The following is an 18,912-nucleotide window of genomic DNA, read 5'->3' as shown; positions in this document are numbered from 1 at the left end:
GAACCGGTACGGTGCGAAAGGACGAAGGAGGCACGTCGATGACCCGTGCTCGAACCGAGGCCGACGATCTGCTCGTGCGGACGGCCGCCGGTGACGTGGGGGCCTTCCGAGACCTCTACGAGCGGACCGGCCGGCTGGTCTTCGGCACGGCCCTGCGGGTGATCGGCGACCGCGGCTACGGCGAGGAGGTCACCCAGGAGGTGTATCTCGAGGCCTGGCGGAAGGCGGCGGAGTTCGATCCGGCGCGCGGCTCGGCGGAGGCGTGGCTCGTGACGATGGCGCACCGCAGGTCGGTCGACCGGGTCCGCGCCGAGCAGTCGCGGGGTGACCGCGAGAACACCTTCGCGCACGCGAGTTTCCAGCGCCCGCACGACGTGGTCGCGGAGGCGGGCGAGCGCAGCGAGGATTCGGGTGCGGTGGTGGACTGCCTGGACACCCTGACCGCGCCGCAGCGCGATGCGCTGACCCTCGCCTACTACGGCGGACACACCTATCGCGAGGTCTCCGAACGGCTGGAGGCGCCGCTGGCGACGGTGAAGAGCCGTATCCGCGACGGGATCGCCCGCCTGCGGCGCTGCCTCGAACCGCTCGGAGGCCTGTCGTGAGCGACGAGACCGGCCGGAGCGACGCCGAGCTGATCGACGACGCCGAGGTCTACGCGTTGCACGCCCTCGATCCCGCCGAGCGGGCGGAGGTCGAGGCCGCGCGCGCCGCCGCCGCACCGGATGTGCGCGCGGACTTCGACTCCCGCGTCGCCGCGGTCCGGGAGACCATGGCCGTCCAGGCGGACCGGTACGCGGTCGAACCGCCGGCCGAGGCCTTCGACCGGGTCCTCGCGCAGATCGTCGACGATCCCGGAGTCACCCCGCTCCGCCGCCCCCGCGGCGTGTCCCGGCGGAGCCTGCGCGGCGCATGGGGCCGTGGCGCCCGCATCGCGGCCGCGGCCGCGGTGGTCGCCGTCGCGGTGGCCGCCGGCGTCGTGATCGGGCGCACCGTCCTCCCCGGCCGGTCCGGCCCGGCACCGTCGGAGACGCAGATCGTGCTGGCGGCACCGGACGCCCGGACCGCGCAGGCCCGGGTCGGCGACGCGACGATCTCGTTCATCTACTCCCGGGAGCGCAACGCCGGCGTCGTCCTCATGAACGACGTACCGCCGCCGAAGGACGGGACCGTCTACCAGATGTGGCTGATGGATCCCGGCGGCGGTGCCCGCTCGCGCGGCACGATGACGCAGGCGGACGTGCGGCCCACGACCACGGCAGCGGTGACGTCGATCGACGGTGCCACGTCGTTCGGCATCTCGATCGAGCCGCCGGGCGGTGCCGCGGCACCGTCGGACCGGATCGTGACCACGCTCCCGATCGCGGCGCGGTGATCCCGGACCGCGACGGGCGCACTCGGGTCAGGCCGTGGGAAGCCAGTTCCCGTGGAATCCGGCGGGAACCTGCTGCGGCAGAGCGACGGAGGCGATGTCGTCGAGGGTCTGCGCGTCGAGCACGGCCAGCCTGGTGGTGGCCTCCCGGCGGTCGGTGACCAGGCCGAGCAGGGCACCGTCGGACTGCGGGGCGGTCTCCGAGCGCGGGACGAAGACGAACTCGCCGAGCGAGATGTCGGCGCCGAACCGCCGGACCGTGGGCTCCCCACCGGACGACGGGACGCGGCCGAGGATGCCGCCGAACAGGTCCGTGCTCTCGCTGCCGACGACCCAGCCGTCGCGGTGCGCGGCGGTCAGGTAGCGCTCGTCGATGCGCGGGAACTCGACGCTCGCATCCCACAGCATCTCCCGCTTGCACACGCGCGCACGGGGATCGAGCGTCCATCGCTCCAGGTGCTGCCCGCCCTCGGTGGGTCCGCGGCGATCGCCGTCGAAGGTGCGCTCGTGCACCACGAGATCGACGACGACGGTGCCGTCCGCGCCGTCGTGCGCGTTCATCGGGTGGTAGACGTAACAGGGCTCGACGTCGATCCAGACGACGTCGGCGTCGCCGCCCTCGCGCGGCATGATCCCCACGCGCGGCCGGTACCCGGTGTTCCAGCGATAGGGCAGCGATCCGGATCCGCTGCGCGGCAGCCGGTGCGCCATCGGCCCGGGCATCGGCACGCGGCCCACGATCGCCCCGAGGGCGAGCGAGACGAGCGGCCGCAGCGGGCCCGGCACGGAGCGGGCCGTCGCGGCCCGGGTGTCGAAGGTGACGGGCAGGTCGTAGACGATCACCGAGCTGCGCGTGAGCGAGAAGGCGTGCATCATCGGGCTGCCGCCCACCGTGATGTCGACGGTGCGCCGGGCCCGCCCGTCCGTGCCGATCACGGAGTACTGCACGGTGTTCCCGCGGCCGAAGTGATACGAGATCGCGTGCAGCTCGCCGGTTTCCGGGTCCTCGATGGGGTGGGCCGTGTACCCGCCGCGGATGGTGCCGTCGAAATCGCAGACGTCCAGGGTGTCGAGCTCCTCCGAGAGCTCCGCGCAGGCGAGCCCGGCCTCGACGAGCGCGAGGGTCCGGCCCTGCCAGCCGATCACGTTGGTGTTGGCTCCGGTTCCGTGGAGGAAGCTGCGCCCCTCCTCCGACGGTGCGCGGCGCCCCAGCCGGGCGGCGACGGGCGCGGAGTCGACCCAGCGGTTGCGGTACCAGAGGGCCCTGCCGCCGGAGAGGCGGATGCCGTGGACCATGCCGTCGCCGGTGAACCAGTTGTAGGTGTCGGGGTCGACGTCGGCGATCGGGTTGGGACCGTTGCGCAGGTACCGACCGTCGAGCCAGTCGGGCAGCGTGCCGGTGATCTCGAGGTCGCGCTCCGTCAGTTCGGACCGGACGGGAGCGTACTCCCCGGCGAGGAAGGGATTGGTGGACGGCGTGATGGTGGTCATGAGAACCTCCGAGACTTGCCTATAACGATGTTATAGGGAGACCATAACGCCGTTATGGACGACGTGCAACCCCCCGCCGGCCCCGCGGCTCTCCATGAGAAGCTGCTGTCGATCGCCCACCGCATCGTCGATGAGGAGGGCGTCGACAAGCTGACGGTGCGCCGCCTCGCCGCCGAGGCCGGCGTCTCCACCATGGCGGTGTACACCCGCTTCGGCAGCGTCGGTGCGGTCGCGGCGGCCGTGCGCGACCGCGGCTTCCACGACTTCGCCGATCTCATGGAATCGGTGGACGCGACCTCGGATCCGCTGGCCGACCTCGACGTGCAGGGCCTGCTCTACCTGCGCTTCGCCGCCGAACATCCGCACCTGTACAGCCTGATGTTCCAATACACCTCACCCGAGTGGGCGGCCGGCCAGCGCGCCGAACTGCTCCAGCACAGCGGCCCCGCCGAGACCGCGGCGGGCGCGCGCGCCTTCGACGCGATGCGCTGCAGGGTGCAGCGGGCCACGGACGACGACGATCCCGACCGCGTGCTCGTCGGCGCCGGCCAGGCCTGGGCCGCCGTGCACGGGATCGCGATGCTCACCATGGCGGGTCAGCTCGCCGGCACCCGGGATGCGGTCACCGATGCGATCATGGTGACCCTCGCCGTGGGTAACGGGGCCACGCGCCCGGATGCCGAGGCCGCCCTCGCCCGTGCCCGGGAGCGCCTCGCGGACTAACGGCGCGCCGCGGCCGCACCGCCGGACCGGCGGGCGTGGAGCGTCCCGGCGATCCAGAGCAGCAGCACGACCGCCGCGGTCGAGAGCACCTGCTCCCGGACACCGTCGTTGGCGACGGCCAGCACCACGATGCCCAGCAGCACCACCAGGACCGCCCACGAGAGGTACGGGTAGCCCCACATCCTCAGCGGGAGGCGGGTCCCATCGCGCTCGGCACGGCGGCGCAGCACGATCTGCGAGGCGATCGTCGCCAGCCAGGTGACGATGAGCGTGGAGCCGACCACGGCGAGCAGCCGGTCGAGCACCTCCGAGCCCCACAGGTAGGTCGCGGGCACGGCGAGGAAGCCGATCACCGAGCTGGCCAGGACCGCACGGACGGGCACGCCGGAGGCGTTCGCGCGACCCGCGGCCGCGGGCGCCATGCCCCGCTCGGCGAGCGAGTACAGCATCCGGGAACTGCCGTACAGGTTCGCGTTGAGCGAGCTGAGCAGCGCCACCACGATCACCACGCCGAGCGTCGTGCCGACCGCCGGCAGGCCCGCGACGTCGAGGACCGCGACGAAGGGCTTCTCAGCGACCGCCGGCTCGTTCCAGGGCAAGGCGAGCAGGATCACCGCGACGCTGCCGACGTAGAAGACCAGGATCCGCCAGACGGTGGCGCGGATCGCCCGCCCGACCGTCCGCTCCGGGTCGCGGGTCTCGGCCGCCGCGACGGCCACGATCTCGATGCCGCCGAAGGCGAAGGCCACGACCAGCAGTGCGGCGACGACGCCGCCGATCCCGTGCGGCGCGAGATCGGTGAGGTTGCCCAGCCCGGGCGACGGTGCGCTCGTCCAGCCGAGCAGGTAGCCCACGCCGATGATCAGGAAGAGCGCCACGAAGACGACCTTGACCAGCGAGAACCAGAACTCGAACTCGCCGAAGCCGCGGACGCCGGCCAGGTTCAGGGCGGTCAGCCCGACCATGAAGACCAGCGCCCAGGCCCACACCGGCGGCCCGCCCGGAAGGAGCCCGTTCAGGATCGCGGCGGCCGCGACGGCCTCGGCGGCCACCACCAGACACAGCTGCACCCACCACAGCCAACCGACGGCGAAGCCCGCGCCCGGCCCCAGCGCCCGCCCGGCGTAGTAGGAGAACGCGCCGGGGTTCGGATCCGCGGCCACCATCTCGCCGAGCATCCGCATCACGGCGATCACCACGAGGCCCGCCACCGCGTACGCGACGAGTACGGCGGGCCCGGCGAGGGCGATGCCCTTCCCCGAGCCGACGAAGAGCCCGGCGCCGATCGCCGAGCCGAGGCTCATCATGATCAAGTGCCGGGCGCGCAGCCCCGCGTGCAGCCCCGGTTCGGCCGGGCCGCCGGCGTCCGTCCGTTCGCCCGACGGTGCCGCCATCAGGCGAACAGCGCGGGCAGGGTGCCCTCGTGCGTCGCGCGCAGATCGGCGAGCGTCACGCTGAACCGGCCCTGGACCTCGACCGAGTCGCTGCCCTGGTCGACCACGCCGATCCGCACGGCCGGGAGTTCCCGGGCGTTGCACATGGCCGCGAACCGGGTCTCCTCGGTGCGCGGCACGGCGACGAGCACGCGGCCCGTCGACTCCGAGAACAGCTGCACGAACGGATCGGCCCCCTCGGGCAGGATCAGGCGGCAGCCCGTCTCGCCCGCGAGCGCGGCCTCGACGACGGCCTGCCACAGGCCGCCCTCGGACAGGTCGTGCGCGGCGGAGACGAGGCCGTCGCGCGAGGCGGCGGTCAGCACGTCGGCGAGCAGCTTCTCGCGCTGCAGGTCCACGCGGGGCGGGACGCCGCCGAGGTGGTCGTGCTCGACCTGCGCCCAGATGGAGCCGTCGAACTCGTCGTGCGTGTCGCCGAGCAGGTACAGGGTCTCGCCGGGCTCGGTGCCCAGCCCCGTCGGGATGCGGCGGCGCACGTCATCGATGACGCCGAGCACGCCGATCACCGGGGTCGGGAGGATCGCGGTCGAGCCGGTCTGGTTGTAGAAGCTGACGTTGCCGCCGGTCACGGGGATGCCCAGCTCGACGCAGCCGTCGGCGATGCCGTGCACCGCCTGCTGGAACTGCCACATCACGCCCGGATCCTCCGGCGAGCCGAAGTTCAGGCAGTCGGTCACGGCCTTCGGGGTGGCGCCGGTGACGGCGACGTTGCGGTAGGCCTCGGCGAGCGCGAGCTTGCCGCCGGTGTACGGGTCGAGGTAGGTGTAGCGGCCCGAGGCGTCGGTCGAGAGGGCGATGCCGCGCTGGGTGGTCTCGTCGATCCGGATGACGCCACCGTCGGCGTGCTCGGCGAGCACGGTGTTGCCGCGCACGTACCGGTCGTACTGCTCGGTGATGAACCGGCGCGAGCACAGTGCGGGCGAGGCGAGCAGCTTCAGCGCGGTGGCGCGCAGCTCCTCGTCGGTCTGCGGACGGGCGAGCTTCGCGGAGGTGGCGGCGATGAGCTCGTCCATGAACGCGGGGCGCTCGACGGGGCGCTCGTACACCGGCCCGTCGTGGGCGATGGTGCGCGCGGGGGCGTCGACGACGGTCTCGCCGTGCCAGGCGATGACCAGGTGCTCGCCGTCGGTGACCTCACCGATGACGGTCGCGAGCACGTCCCACCTGTCGCAGACGGCCATGAACGCGTCCACGTTCTCCGGCGTCACGACGGCGCACATGCGCTCCTGCGACTCGGAGGAGAGGATCTCGGCCGCGCTCATGCCCTGGGCACGGCACGCCACCTGGTCGAGATCGATGAACATGCCGCCGTCACCGGCCGCCGCGAGCTCGGAGGTCGCGCAGGACAGGCCCGCGCCGCCGAGGTCCTGGATGCCCACGACGAGCTTCTCGCGGTAGAGGTCCAGGCAGCACTCGATGAGGACCTTCTCCATGAATGGGTCGCCCACCTGCACCGACGGCAGCTTCTTGGGCTTCTCGTCGGCGTCGAAGCTCTCGGACGCGAGCACGGAGACGCCGCCGATGCCGTCGAGGCCTGTGCGGGCGCCGAACAGGATGATCTTGTTGCCCTTGCCGGAGGCGAAGGCGAGGTGCAGGTCCTCGGTGCGCAGGACGCCCGCACACAGCGCGTTGACCAGCGGGTTGCCCGCGTAGGAGGCGTCGAAGACGGTCTCGCCGCCCACGTTCGGCAGGCCGAGGGAGTTGCCGTAGCCGCCCACGCCGCGCACCACGCCGTCGAGCACGCGGCGGGTGTCGGGCGCGTCGGCGGGGCCGAAGCGCAGCTGGTCCATGACGGCGATGGGGCGGGCGCCCATGGCCATGATGTCGCGGACGATGCCGCCGACACCGGTCGCCGCGCCCTGATAGGGCTCCACGTAGGACGGGTGGTTGTGCGACTCGACCTTGAAGGTGACGGCCCAGCCGTCGCCGATGTCGACGACGCCCGCGTTCTCGCCGATACCCGCGAGCATGGTCGCGCGCATCTCGTCCGTGGTCGTCTCGCCGAAGTAGCGCAGGTGCACCTTGGAGCTCTTGTAGGAGCAGTGCTCGGACCACATCACCGAGTACATGGCGAGCTCGGCGTCCGTGGGACGGCGGCCGAGGATCTCGCGGATCCGCTGGTACTCGTCGTCCTTGAGGCCGAGCTCGCGGTACGGCTGGTCGACGTCGGGCGTGGAGGCGGCGTGGGAGACCGTGTCTACGTGCACCCGCCCAGTTTAGAGTGCCAGTACTCCAGCACCACCCGCGCCTGGTCGGCGGGCTCGCCGTCGGAGGGCCGGAGCACGATTTCGGGGTTCGACGGTGCCTCGTAGGGCGCGCTGATGCCGGTGAAGTCGGCGAGCTCTCCGGCGCGGGCGCGGGCGTACATGCCCTTGGGATCGCGGCGCTCGCACAGCTCGACCGGTGTGTCGACGAAGACCTCGTAGAACGGCAGGCCGGCGTCGGCGTGCTGGGCCCGGATCCGGTCGCGGCCGGCCCGGTACGGGCTGATCAGCGAGGCGATCGCGACGGTGCCCGCGTCCGCGAGGAGCTGCGCCACGGCGCCCACGCGGCGCACGTTCTCCTCCCGGTCGGCGGCGGAGAAGCCGAGATCGGCGTTGAGCCCGTGCCGCAGGTTGTCACCGTCGAGCCGGTAGGCGGGCACGCCCCGGGCGACCAGCAGCCGCTCGAGCTCGCAGGCCACCGTCGACTTGCCCGACGCCGAGAGCCCCGTCAGCCAGACGGTGCCGCCCCGGGTCGGCCGCTCGTCCCGCGTGACCGCCGCACAGTGCCACACCACCTGCGCCATCGCGCCTCCTCCGGTCCATATCTGTACCGACGCCCGTCGGCCGCCGAGAAGATAGAACGCGTTTCACCCCCTGTCAACGCGTCCGTCACCGCGCCAGCCGCCGGCACGCCCCGACGAGCGCCGCCCCGCGCTCGCGCAGCTCGGCCCCGGTGTGCTCGGCGTCGAGATGCAGGCTGGCCACCATGACCTGGCGGCCGGCACCGTCGAAGACGGGGGCCGACAGGACGGAGACGGGGTGCGGCCCCTCCTCCGCGCCGGCGGGCAGCAGGCGCGCGCCGAGCGCGGCGACCACCTCCGTGAGGTCGCCCCTGGTGGCGACGTCGCCGGCCGCGACCACCCGGCGCATCCTCTCCCCGGTCGCGGTGCGCCGCTCGACGAGGTAGCCGTCGGCCCGGACCTGCACGATCAGCGGGTCGGCGCTCGTGAACCCGGGATCCCACAGCCGGTACATGAGGGCACCGTCGGCCGCCGCGAAGCCGTCGCCCGGGCGCATGCCGGGCGCGACGCCGGCCACGTCGAGCACCGTCACGCGACCGCCGAGCACGGCCGTCACCGACGCCGGGACCGCGAACCGGCGCGAGAGCGCGGCGAGGACGGCACCGCCGACGGGCGCCGCGCGCAGTGAACGCCGGGCGGCTCGCCCGACCGGGACTAGGCCCGCACCGAGTCGGTAGGCGCCGTCGGCGTCGCGCATCACGTGCCCGCGCTGGGCGAGCACGGTGACGATGCCCAGGCAGGTCGGCTTGCTCACCTCCGCGCGGCGGGCCAGCTCGGAGAGCCCGAAGGCGCGGGCGGGCTGCGCCGTGAACACGTCGAGGACGGCGAGCACCCGTTCGGTGGGCGGCGAGGTGCGCGTGGTCGGCATGGATTTCCCCGTTCCCTGGACAACATAGGAGAACACGTTCTAGCGTGCGTCGACCGTATCGCGCCGGTACAGATCTGTACCGCGTTCCGCTCGACGAGAGGTGCCGATGCACACCGACCCGCTCACGGCCGCGATCGCGGAGGCGGAGGCCCTGGTGGCCGCCGCCCCGCACATCGAGTCCGAGGCCGACCTGCTGGAGGGGCTGCAGTACCTCGCCCAGGGCGTGGCGGCCTGCGTGCACACCGCCTTCCACTTCGACCGGGACCACCCGTTCCTGCTCAGCGGCACCGGGCCGTTCACCAAGATGGGCCTGGACAACCCCGACACGCTGTACTTCGGCGCGCGGGTCGACGGTGCCCACGAATACGTGGTCACGGGCCGCCGCGGCACCACCGCCGACATCAGCTTCCAGGTGCTCGGCGGCGGCGAGTACACCGACGACAACGTGCCGGCCAGCACCGTCGCCTTCGACGACCGCGAGCTGGCCATCGGCGCCGACGGACGGTTCGAGGTGCGCTTCGGTCCGGGCGAGCCGGTTCCCGGTGCCTACTACCGGCTTCCGCCGGGCACGGCGCAGTTGGTGATCCGCGAGGTCTTCGACGACTGGTCTGCGCGGCGCAGCACCTTCGCCATCGCCCGCGCCGACACCGCGGGTACCGCACCGCCCCCGGTGACCGCCGAGCTCATGGCGAAGCGGTACGCCGCCGCGGGCAAGCAGCTGGTCAACCGGGTGAAGACCTGGCTGCAGTTCCCGAAGTGGTTCTACGATCCGCTGCCGGTGAACACGCTGACGGCCCCGCGCCTGACGCCCGGCGGCCTCGCCACGCAGTTCTCCTCGGTCGGTCACTACGAGCTGGCACCGGATCAGGCGCTGGTGATCACCGTGCCCCGTGGCGAGGCGCCCTATCTGGGTTTCCAGCTGGGCAGCCTCTGGTACATCTCGCTGGACTACATCCACCACCAGACCTCGCTCAACGGCGCTCAGGCGCAGGTGGATCCGGACGGGATGATCCGGATCGTGGTGAGCGAGAGGGACCCCGGTGTCACCAACTGGGTCGAGACGCTCGGGCACCGTCGGGGATACCTCCAGTTCCGCTGGCAACGCACCGCTTCCGCACTCACCGCCGCCGACGGCCCGACCGCGCAGGTGGTCCCGTTCACGGAGGTCGCCCGGCACCTGCCCCACTACGAGTCGAACCGCATCGACGGTGCCACCTGGCGCACGCGGATCGCCGAGCGGCAGCGCCTCGTCGGCGAGCGGATGGTCGGCTGATGCCCGGACCCACGGCCGGGTTCGGCCTGGACGGCAGGGTCGTCGTCATCGCGGGGGCGGGGCCCGCCCTGGGCGCGACCCTCGCCCGGCGGTTCACCGACGAGGCGGCGCGCGTCGTCCTCGTCGCGCGGAACGCGGAGCGGCTGGAAGCCCTGGCCGCCGAGATCGACGGCGCGGTCGCGATTCCCGCGGACATCACCGACGAGGCCTCGCTCGCCGCGCTCGCCGCGCAGGTGCAGGAGCGGTTCGGCGGCGCGGATGCGCTGGTGAACAACGCCTTCACCTATCCGTCGATGCAGCGCCTGACGAAGACCGATCCCGCGCACATCCTTCAGAGCGTGAATCTGATGGCGCTGGGCGCGCTTCGCTCGACGCTGGCCTTCCGTGAGCAGCTGGCCGCCGGGCAGGGTGCGGTCGTGAACGTGAACTCGATGGTGATCCGGCACTCCGAGCTGCGCTACGGCGGCTACAAGGCGGGCAAGACGGCGCAGCTCGCCCTCGCCCAGTCGCTGGCCACCGAGCTCGGCCCCGAGGGCATCCGGATCAATTCCGTGGTGCCCGGCTGGATCTGGGGCGACACCCTCAAGGCGTACTTGGAGTACCGCGCGAGCACCAAGGGCGTCACCGTCGAGGAGGGCTACGCCGAGGCGGCGCGCAACTCCGATCTGCGGCGCCTGCCCACCGAGGACGAGGTGGCCTCGGCCGTCCTGTTCCTCGCCTCGCCCCGCGCGTCCGGCATCACCGGCCAGACGCTCGACGTCAACTGCGGAGAGTTCCATGTCTGAGATCACCGCCTCCGTCGGCACGGTCGACGATCTGCACGAGTCGGCGATGCGCCGCACCGGCCTGCGCGACTTCGGCGACCCGTCGGACGGCTACCGCGAGGCGCTGCAGGTGCTGCTCGACTCCTACCGGGAGGAGGCCGCCCTCACCGAGCTCGGTTCCAAGCTCTCCCGCGTCTTCCTCCGCGGCGCGCTCTCGGCGCGCCTGATCAGCGAGGCGGCGTTCGCGGCGAACCCGGGCCACCGGGAGACCGCGATCGAGCGGCCGATGTTCGTCACGGGCCTCCCCCGCTCGGGCACCACCGCGCTGCACCGCCTGCTCGACGCCGACCCCGGCAATCAGGGCCTGCAGATGTGGCTGGCCGAGGTACCGCAGCCGCGGCCGCCGCGCGCGAGCTGGGCCGAGAACCCCGTCTACCGGCTCCTCGACGAGCAGTACGCGCAACACCACACCGAGCACCCCGAATTCATGGGGCTGCACTTCATGTCGGCGGCGGAGGTCGAGGAGTGCTGGCAGTTGCTGCGCCAGTCCGTGCACTCCGTCTCGTACGAGTGCCTCGCCCACGTCCCGTCGTACGCGAGGTGGCTCGCCGAACAGGACTGGACGCCGGCGTACCGCCGGCACCGGCGGAACCTGCAGCTGATCGGCATGAACGATCCGGGCAAGCGGTGGGTGCTCAAGAACCCCAGTCATCTGTTCGCGCTCGACGCCGTCCTCGAGGTGTACCCGGACGCCCTGATCGTGCAGTGCCACCGGCCGGCCGAGACGATCATCGCCTCCGTCTGTTCCCTGGCGCAGCACGCCACGCGGGGCTGGTCCAGGGCGTTCACGGGCGCGACGATCGGTACCGATCAGCTCGACACGTGGTCCCGTGGCCTCGTCGCCTTCGACGAGGCCCGTGCCCGGCACACCGCCGCCGGCCGCGGCGGGCAGTTCGTGGACGTGGACTACCGCGACCTGGTGGCCGACCCGCTCGGCACCGTCGGGAACATCTACGGCGCCTTCGGCCTGGAGCTGACCGACGGTGCACGACAGGCGATGTCGGCCATGCACGACACCAGCCGCTCCGGCGCCCGCCGCCCCAACCACACCTACTCACTCGCCGACTACGGCCTCACGGAGGACTCCGTCCGCGCAGCCTTCCACCGCTGACGCCCGAAGCCCCTACCCTCGGGGTATGACGTATCGAGGAGGACTCCGAACCGCGACTACCGCGACCGTCATGGCGGCCGCCCTCACCGCGACCGCGTGCGACCAGGCCGGGCAGGACGCACGAGAGAGTCCCAGTAGCAGTGCGTCACCCGAGGCGGTGGCGCTGCAGCTGCGCCTGGTCACCTCGACCGAGCCCCTCGGCTCGCGGACCTGCCCCGCCGCGCCCCCGGCCCCGTCGGCGCCGGCGGAGCTGTGCGAAAGCACCGGCCCGATGCTCTACCGGCTGGAGCCGTCGGTGACGCGATCGCCGGCAACGGAGGCGGGCGCGGCCGAACGCTCCGGACGATGGCTGGTCACCTTCCAGCTCGACGACGCCGACGGACGCGCCGTCGCGGAAGCGACGACCCGCAACATCAACAAACAGCTCGCGATCGTCGTCGGGGCGCGCGTCGTGTCCGCGCCGGTGATCCGCAGCGGCATCGGGGGCGGATGGATCCAGATGTCGGGCGACTTCACCGAACAGCAGGCCCGCGACCTCGCCGCACAGCTGAAGCCGTCCTGACCGCGGGCGGTCGGGACGGCTTCCGCAGGGCGGGGCGATCAGTGCACGGTGGTCACCTTCGCCTCGGCGGCGGGCCCCTCGGCACCGTGATCGTCGACCATCGTCGTCTCGTCGAACGGATCCTGCCGGTCGAGCACGCGCCGGGTCTGCGCCAGGTCGACGGTCGAGGTCCACGTGCCGATGAGCAGCGTGGCGATCGCGTTGCCGGAGAAGTTGGTGAGCGCCCGGGCCTCGGACATGAACCGGTCGATGCCCACGATCACGCTGACCCCGCCGAGCAGCTCGGGGCGGTGGCTCTGCAGCCCGCCGGCCAGCGTCGCGAGGCCGGCACCGGTGACGCCCGCGGCCCCCTTCGAGGCGATCATCATGAACAGCAGCAGCGAGAACTGCTCCGCGTAGCCGAGCGGCGAGCCCATCGCGTCGGCGATGAACAGCGACGCCATCGTCAGGTAGATCGCGGTGCCGTCCAGGTTGAAGGAGTAGCCGGTGGGCACGACGATGCCGACGGTGGTCTTCTCCACCCCCGCGTGCTCCATCTTGGCGATGAGCCGGGGCAGGGCCGACTCGCTCGACGACGTCGCGACGATGAGCAGGTACTCGCGCCCCAGGTAGCGGGCGAGCTTGAAGACCGACAGCCCCGTGACGAGGCGCAGCAGCGCCCCGAGCACCACGAAGACGAACAGCGCGCAGGTGATGTAGAAGGCGAGCATCAGCCAGCCCAGCTGGATGACGGCGTCGAAGCCCGTCGCCCCGACCACCGCCGCCATCGCGCCGAAGGCGCCCACGGGCGCCAGCCACAGCACCATCACCAGCACGCGGAAGACCAGCTTCTGCAGCACGCCGACCGCACGCACCACGGGTTCACCCGCGGGCCCCATGGCCTGCAGCGCGAACCCGACGAGCAGCGCGACGAACAGGGCCTGCAGCACGCTGCCGGCGGTGAGCGCGGAGAACAGCGTCTCGGGCACGATGCCCTGGATGAAGCCCCAGGTGCCGCCCGCGGCGTGCGCCTGGTCGGCGTACTTCGCGCCGACGGTCGGGTCGGCGTGGATGCCGAGGCCGGTGCCGGGCTTGAGCAGGTTGCCCACGACGATGCCGATGCCCAGCGCGAAGGTCGACATCCCGATGAAGTAGCCGAGCGCCAGGCCGCCGATCCTGCCGACGCTGGCCGCGGCGCGCACCGAGCCGATGCCGAGCACGATCGTGCAGAAGATCACCGGGCTGATCATCATCTTGATCAGGCTGACGAAGAGATCGCCGAGCGGTTTGAGTCCCTTCCCGAACTCGGGGGCCACCAGGCCCACGGCGATGCCCGCCAGCACGGCGATGATCACCGCGATGTACAGCCAGTGGGTTCTGTCTCGTTTGCCTTGCGCCGCCATGGGTCCTCCTTGATCGATGGGCTGTGAGGCTGATTCGATCCTGCGAGAACTGTGACCTGCGGCACAGCTTGTGTTCATTGTGTAAACGTCTTCACTGTGAGGAAAAGAACCCGCAGTGTCGCCGCGCAGTCCTTCCTGACCCAGGTGGCGATCCTGCTGACGGTCGCCGTGGGCGCGTCATGGCTGGTCGTCACGCAGGCCCGGGACGACGGTGACCGCACCGCGCGCGAGCAGACCCGCGCCGCCGCGGTCGCGCTCGCGGCGTCGCCGTCGACGGTGGCGGCGCTCGCCGCGCCGGACGGTTCCGCCGTGCTGCAGCCGGTCGCGGAGCGGGTCGCGGCACTGGGCGGGCTCGACTTCGTCGTGGTGATGCGGCCCGATCGCACGAGACTCAGCCACGCGGATCGCGACCGGATCGGCGGGAAGTACACCGGCTCCATCGACCGGGCGCTCGCCGGCGAGACCTTCACCGAGACCTACGCGGGCAGCCTCGGCCCGTCGATCCGCACCGTCACCCCGGTGCACGACGCCTCCGGTGCGCTCGTCGGGCTCGTCTCCGCCGGCGTGACCCGCGCCCGGCTCGGCGACCAGGTGCGCGCCGCCCTGCCCCGGATCCTCGCGGTGGTCGCGGCCGCGCTGCTGCTGCTCGTGGCGCTGTCCGCGCTGGCGCAGCGGCGGCTGCGCCGGCAGACGCTCGGACTCTCGGCGCACGACCTGCGCGGCCTGTACGAGCACCACGACGCCGTCCTGCACACCCTGTCCGAGGGGCTGATCGTCTTCGACGCCGACGCGCCCGACGGTCCGGCACGGGTGGTCAACGACGAGGCCCGCCGCCTCCTGGACCTGCCGGACGGTGACATCCGCCAGCGCGACCTCCCGACCTCGCTCCGCGGTGCCGCCGACCTCGAGGACGAATTGCACGTGACCGGCAGCCGCGTGCTCCTGGTGAACCGGCGCCCCGTCACCGGCCCCACCGGGCCGCTCGGCACCGTCCTCACCGTGCGCGACCGGACCGAGCTGCAGACGGTGCTCGGCGAGCTCGACACGGCCCGCTCCCTCGCCGACGCCCTGAGCGCGCAGGCGCACGAGCACGCCAACCGGCTGCACTCCGTCGTCACCCTGATCGAGCTCGGCGAGCAGGACGCCGCGGCCGACCTGGCGGTGGCCGATCGTTCGGCCGCACAGGGGCTGATCGACCGGCTCGCCGGCGATCCCGCGCCGTCGGCGGTCGGACTTCTGGTGGCGAAGGCCGCGGCGGCATCCGCGCTCGACGTGGAGCTCACCGTGGCGGAGGGCACCGACCTCGACCGGGCACCGCTGGCCGACGTGCAGCTGCTGACGCTCCTGGGGAACCTGGTGGACAACGCGATCGACGCCGCCGGGCCCGGTGGCTGGGTGGAGGTCACCGCGGCGTCCGCGGGCGACGCGTGGGAGCTGCAGATCGCCGACAGCGGCCCGGGAATGTCGGCCGGCGAGTTCGCCCGGGCCAGGGAGCGGGGTTACTCCACCAAGGACCGCAGCGGCCGCCTCCACGGCGGCGGGCTCGGTCTCGCGCTGGTCGACCAGGTGGTGCGGCAGGCGGGTGGCACGATCGAGGCGAGCCGCGCGCCGTCGACGGTGACGGTGACGGTGCGCCTGCCGGAAGGAGAACGATGACGATCCGGGTGCTGGTGGTCGACGACGAACCGCAGATCGCCCGCGCGCACGCCGAATACGTCCGGCGGGTGGACGGTTTCGCCGTCGCCGGGGTCGCGGGCACGGCCGGTGCCGCCCTGCAGGAGGTTCGACGGTGCGCCGTCGCCGGCCCGCCCGTCGACCTGGTGCTCGCGGACGTGGGCCTGCCGGACCGGAGCGGGCTCGAACTCGCGGCCGACCTGACCGGCGTGCATCCGCGGCCCGACGTCATGGTGATCACCTCGGCCCGCGACATGGAGACCGTGCGCGGCGCGATGGCCAGCGGTGCGATCCTCTACCTGATCAAGCCCTTCACCTTCGCCGCCTTCGCGGACCGGCTGCGGCGCTACCTCTCCTTCCGGGAGGCGCTCGGCGGCGGGGACGTGGGCCAGCGCGAGGTCGACGCCGCCTTCGCCGCGCTCCGCGAGGCGCCCGCGGAGACCGTCGCCCCGAAGGGGCTGGCACCGTCGACCTTGGAGGCGGTGACGGGTGCGCTGCGGCACGCCGACGGTCCGCTCGGCGCCGCGGAGGTGGCCACCCGGACCGGGGTCTCGCGCGTCACCGCGTGGCGCTACCTCGAGCGCCTTGCGGACGACCGGCTGTGCGAACGGATCACCGAGTACGGCGGCCGCGGGCGCCCCGAGGTCCGCTACCGCTGGCTCTGAGACCCGCCAGCGACGCCCCGCTCGTAGTCGGCGCGCGCGGCGCGGTCGGCGGAGCGCACCTGGTCCGGCACGAGGAGGCGGTCCATCAGATCCCGCACGGGTTGCGGTGCCAGGGTCTGCAGGCGGTGCAGCAGGCCGACGGTGCGCGGCACGTGCACCTCGAACCGCGGTCGGGCGATGGTGTCCGCAACGGCCTCGGCGATCCGCTCGGGCGTGAGCATCGCTGCGGCCCCGGTGGTGGTCCCGGCGGCCAGGGCGGTGTCGACCACGGCGGGCATGATCACGCTCAGTTCCACACCGGTGCCGCGCAGTTCGCGGCGCACGGCGCGGAGGTAGCCGTAGATCCCGTACTTCGTGGCGCTGTAGGTGGCCTCGCCCGCCGGACTGAGTTTCGACGCGGCGGACGCCACCGTCACGATGTGCCCGCGGCCGCGCCCGAGCATCCGCCGCGCGGCCAGCCGGGTACCCAGGATCGGTCCCACGAGGTTCACCGCGACCTGCCGCCGCACCGACTGGGCACCCTCGTCCGCGAACGAGCCCACCCACATCACACCGGCGTTGTTGACCAGGACGTCGAGCGAACCGTCGGACTCCGCGGCGGCGAGGAAGGCCTCGAACAAGGCCTCGTCGGTCACGTCGAGCGCAACCGCCTCGGCGCGACCGCCGGCGCGACGGATCTCCTCGGCGACGTCAGCTGCGGCGTCCGCGTCCCGGTCGCCGATCCAGACCTGCGCGCCCCGCGCCGCCAGCAGCCTGCAGGTTGCCGCGCCGATCCCGGCGCCGCCGCCGGTGACGGCGATCCGCCGCCCGTGTACGCCCGCCATCGTCACACCCCCACCGCGTGGGTGGCCTTCGCCGCTGCGGAGTCGGCAGAGGCGAGGTACTCCTGGTGCAGCACGCGGCGCGTCAGTCGCGGCGTGAAGCCGCGGCCCAACGCCGCGAGGGCGCCGAGCGGAGTCTCCCAACGTGTGGGGCGTCGTTCGATGGCGCGCACCACGATCCGCGCGGCGCGCTCCGGGCTGATCGCCCGCGCACCGTCGTACGCCTCGGTCGGAGCGATCATGGCGGTCCGGACCAAGGGCATGTGAACGTTCGTGAACGTGACGTGCTCGCTGAGGGTCTCGGTCGCGGCGACATCGGCGAAGGCGTCGAGCGCGGCCTTACTCGCCACGTACGCCGAGAACCGCGGGCCGCGGGCGGAGACGCCGATGCTCGAGACGTTGACGACGTGGCCGAAACCCCGGGATCGCATGTGCGGGAGGAGCGCCAGTGTCATCCGGACGGCACCGAAGTAGTTGACGTCCATGGTGCGCTCGTAATCGTGGAACCGGTCGACGGAGGCTCGCACCGACCTGCGGATCGACCGGCCCGCGTTGTTGACGAGGTAGTCGACGTGGCCGTGCTCGTCGAGGATCCGGGCGACGGTGCCGTCCACGGCGTCGCCGTCGGTCACATCGCAGACGTAGGCCGCCGCCTCCCCGCCGCGGGCGCGGATCTCCTCGACCGCGGCATCGAGTTCAGCCGCGTTGCGGGCCAGGAGGATCACCCGGGCGCCGCGGTCGGCGAGCACGCGCGCGGTCTCTCGGCCGATGCCCGCCGAGGCGCCGGTGATCACCACGTGCCTGCCGGCGATCGGGTCCCGCCGCCGCAGCCGAGCGGGGTCGAGCTGCTCGCGCCAGTAGGCGAACAGGCGGGGCCCGTACTCGCACAGTTCCGGAACCTCGATCCCGGTGCCCGCAAGGGCTTCTCGGGTCCGCTCCGCGGTGAAGACCGCGGTGAAGCCGAGGTTCTCGAAGGCCCTCGGCGGGATGGCACACTGCTTGAGCACGGTGTCACGGAGGACGCGCGACCTGCCCGTTCCGCTCGCCCGGATCACGGAATCGACGGCGCGGTGCGGGATCCGGCCCACGGCGGGCGGCGCGCCGGCGGGCCGGGCGATCGCGCGGTAGACGTCGAGGACGCTCTGCGGCCGCGGGTTCACCAGGTGGTACACGCGCCCGGCACCGCCCTCGCGCAGTAGCAGTTCGACGAGTGCCTCGGCGACGTAGTCCACGGGCACCACGTTGGTATCGCCGGTGTCGGGCAGAACCATCGGGATCACCGACGGCACGCGCCGCAGCCTGTCGAAGAGCGGGAAGAAGTAATACGGCCCGTCGATCTTGTCCATCTCGCCGGTCCGCGCATCGCCGACCACGATCGCCGGCCGGTAGACGCGCCACCGCAGATCGGCGGCCTCCCGGACCAGCTTCTCGGACTCGAACTTGGTCCGGTGGTAGGGCGAGGGAAAGCCCTGCCCGAGGTCGAAATCGTCCTCGGAGAAGCGTCCGCGGTGGTCCCCGGCGACGGCGACCGAGGAGACGTGGTGCAGCTCGGCGCCCGCGCGCCGCGCGAACGCGATGACGGCGCGCGTGCCCTCGACGTTGACGCGTTCGTTGGCCTCGACGCCGGCCGCCATGTCGTAGACGGCGCCGAGGTGCACGACCGCGTCGACGCCCGGCGGCTCGGCGGCGAGTCCGAGACCCGGCGCGGCCAGGTCGCCGAGGAGCGGCCGGACCCTCGCCTCCCCCCAGCGGGCGCGCCACTCGTCGAGTTTGCCCGCCGACGACGGCCGCACCAGCAGGTGCACGACGGCGCCGGAGTCGCGCTCCAGCAGCAGGGGGACGATCCGGCGGCCCAGGAATCCGGTGGCGCCGGTGATGAGATAGGTGTTCACGTGCGACTCCTCGGG

16 protein-coding genes and 1 pseudogene are annotated in these 18,912 nt (G+C 72.6%); 9 read left to right on the top strand and 8 right to left on the bottom strand.

The window, feature by feature from the left end; all coding sequences use genetic code 11:
* The first annotated feature begins 38 nt into the window (after nucleotides 1-38).
* Both sigK and AC21LY_RS04620 read left to right on the top strand, forming a co-directional pair.
* Nucleotides 39-605: an ECF RNA polymerase sigma factor SigK gene (gene sigK / locus AC21LY_RS04625; protein WP_489045145.1), complete on the top strand. Its 567-nt coding sequence runs from the start codon at nucleotides 39-41 to the stop codon at nucleotides 603-605.
* Nucleotides 602-1,375: an anti-sigma factor gene (locus tag AC21LY_RS04620; RefSeq protein WP_489045144.1), complete on the top strand. Its 774-nt coding sequence runs from the start codon at nucleotides 602-604 to the stop codon at nucleotides 1,373-1,375. The genes sigK and AC21LY_RS04620 overlap by 4 nt, the downstream gene beginning before the upstream one ends.
* Nucleotides 1,376-1,402: 27 nt before the next feature.
* Here AC21LY_RS04620 and AC21LY_RS04615 read toward each other — a convergent pair whose 3' ends face one another.
* Entirely contained in the window at nucleotides 1,403-2,863 is a 1,461-nt protein-coding gene (locus AC21LY_RS04615) for a carotenoid oxygenase family protein (RefSeq protein ID WP_489045143.1), read from the bottom strand.
* A 54-nt stretch (nucleotides 2,864-2,917) separates the two neighbouring features.
* Between AC21LY_RS04615 and AC21LY_RS04610 the strand changes: the two genes are divergently transcribed.
* Nucleotides 2,918-3,586 carry a TetR/AcrR family transcriptional regulator gene (locus AC21LY_RS04610; protein WP_489045141.1) on the top strand — a complete coding sequence of 223 codons (669 nt, stop codon included), beginning with the start codon at nucleotides 2,918-2,920 and terminating at the stop codon, nucleotides 3,584-3,586.
* Here AC21LY_RS04610 and AC21LY_RS04605 read toward each other — a convergent pair.
* The 4 genes and pseudogenes from AC21LY_RS04605 to AC21LY_RS04590 form a co-directional block, all read right to left on the bottom strand.
* Entirely contained in the window at nucleotides 3,583-4,980 is a 1,398-nt protein-coding gene (locus AC21LY_RS04605) for an amino acid permease (protein WP_489045140.1), read from the bottom strand. The genes AC21LY_RS04610 and AC21LY_RS04605 overlap by 4 nt on opposite strands.
* The gene (purL, locus tag AC21LY_RS04600; protein WP_489045139.1) at nucleotides 4,980-7,247 is read right to left on the bottom strand and encodes a phosphoribosylformylglycinamidine synthase subunit PurL; all 2,268 of its coding nucleotides are present in this window, start codon (nucleotides 7,245-7,247) and stop codon (nucleotides 4,980-4,982) included. The genes AC21LY_RS04605 and purL overlap by 1 nt, the downstream gene beginning before the upstream one ends.
* Nucleotides 7,238-7,825: pseudogene (gene cysC, locus AC21LY_RS04595) on the bottom strand (adenylyl-sulfate kinase); the annotation flags it as partial. The gene purL and the pseudogene cysC, both read right to left, overlap by 10 nt.
* An 88-nt stretch (nucleotides 7,826-7,913) precedes the next feature.
* Nucleotides 7,914-8,693, bottom strand: a complete 780-nt coding sequence (locus tag AC21LY_RS04590; protein ID WP_489045138.1) for a helix-turn-helix domain-containing protein — start codon at nucleotides 8,691-8,693, stop codon at nucleotides 7,914-7,916.
* Between the two features lie 106 nt (nucleotides 8,694-8,799).
* Between AC21LY_RS04590 and AC21LY_RS04585 the strand changes: the two genes are divergently transcribed.
* From AC21LY_RS04585 to AC21LY_RS04570, 4 genes are read left to right on the top strand one after another with little or no spacing between them, the layout of a single operon-like run.
* The gene (locus AC21LY_RS04585; RefSeq protein WP_489045137.1) at nucleotides 8,800-9,966 is read left to right on the top strand and encodes a hypothetical protein; all 1,167 of its coding nucleotides are present in this window, start codon (nucleotides 8,800-8,802) and stop codon (nucleotides 9,964-9,966) included.
* Nucleotides 9,966-10,751, top strand: coding sequence for an SDR family oxidoreductase (locus tag AC21LY_RS04580; RefSeq protein WP_489045136.1), 786 nt, complete (start codon nucleotides 9,966-9,968; stop codon nucleotides 10,749-10,751). Before AC21LY_RS04585 ends, AC21LY_RS04580 begins: the two co-directional genes overlap by 1 nt.
* Complete coding sequence (locus AC21LY_RS04575) at nucleotides 10,744-11,901, top strand: sulfotransferase family protein (RefSeq protein WP_489045135.1); 1,158 nt, start codon at nucleotides 10,744-10,746, stop codon at nucleotides 11,899-11,901. The genes AC21LY_RS04580 and AC21LY_RS04575 overlap by 8 nt, the downstream gene beginning before the upstream one ends.
* 25 nt (nucleotides 11,902-11,926) lie before the next feature.
* On the top strand, nucleotides 11,927-12,463 hold the full coding sequence (locus AC21LY_RS04570) for a SecDF P1 head subdomain-containing protein (RefSeq protein WP_489045134.1): 537 nt from the start codon (nucleotides 11,927-11,929) through the stop codon (nucleotides 12,461-12,463).
* A gap of 38 nt (nucleotides 12,464-12,501) precedes the next feature.
* On the opposite strand, the gene AC21LY_RS04565 is transcribed toward AC21LY_RS04570, so the two are convergent.
* Entirely contained in the window at nucleotides 12,502-13,845 is a 1,344-nt protein-coding gene (locus AC21LY_RS04565) for a cation:dicarboxylate symporter family transporter (RefSeq protein WP_489045133.1), read from the bottom strand.
* A 96-nt stretch (nucleotides 13,846-13,941) separates the two neighbouring features.
* Here AC21LY_RS04565 and AC21LY_RS04560 point away from each other — a divergent pair, with 96 nt between their 5' ends.
* Together AC21LY_RS04560 and AC21LY_RS04555 are read left to right on the top strand one after the other, a co-directional pair.
* Nucleotides 13,942-15,501 (top strand): sensor histidine kinase, encoded by a 1,560-nt coding sequence (locus tag AC21LY_RS04560; RefSeq protein ID WP_489045132.1) that lies wholly within the window; start codon nucleotides 13,942-13,944, stop codon nucleotides 15,499-15,501.
* Nucleotides 15,498-16,184, top strand: coding sequence for a response regulator (locus AC21LY_RS04555; protein ID WP_489045131.1), 687 nt, complete (start codon nucleotides 15,498-15,500; stop codon nucleotides 16,182-16,184). Before AC21LY_RS04560 ends, AC21LY_RS04555 begins: the two co-directional genes overlap by 4 nt.
* On the opposite strand, the gene AC21LY_RS04550 is transcribed toward AC21LY_RS04555, so the two are convergent.
* Nucleotides 16,169-17,008, bottom strand: a complete 840-nt coding sequence (locus AC21LY_RS04550) for an SDR family NAD(P)-dependent oxidoreductase (protein WP_489045130.1) — start codon at nucleotides 17,006-17,008, stop codon at nucleotides 16,169-16,171. The genes AC21LY_RS04555 and AC21LY_RS04550 overlap by 16 nt on opposite strands.
* A 2-nt stretch (nucleotides 17,009-17,010) precedes the next feature.
* Nucleotides 17,011-18,897, bottom strand: a complete 1,887-nt coding sequence (locus tag AC21LY_RS04545; protein ID WP_489045129.1) for an SDR family oxidoreductase — start codon at nucleotides 18,895-18,897, stop codon at nucleotides 17,011-17,013.
* Nucleotides 18,898-18,912: the final 15 nt, after the last annotated feature.

Source organism: Tsukamurella sp. II2bb, assembly GCF_057815145.1.
Note: the sequence above shows the minus strand (reverse complement) of the source record. Positions and strands in the feature narration are given on the sequence as shown.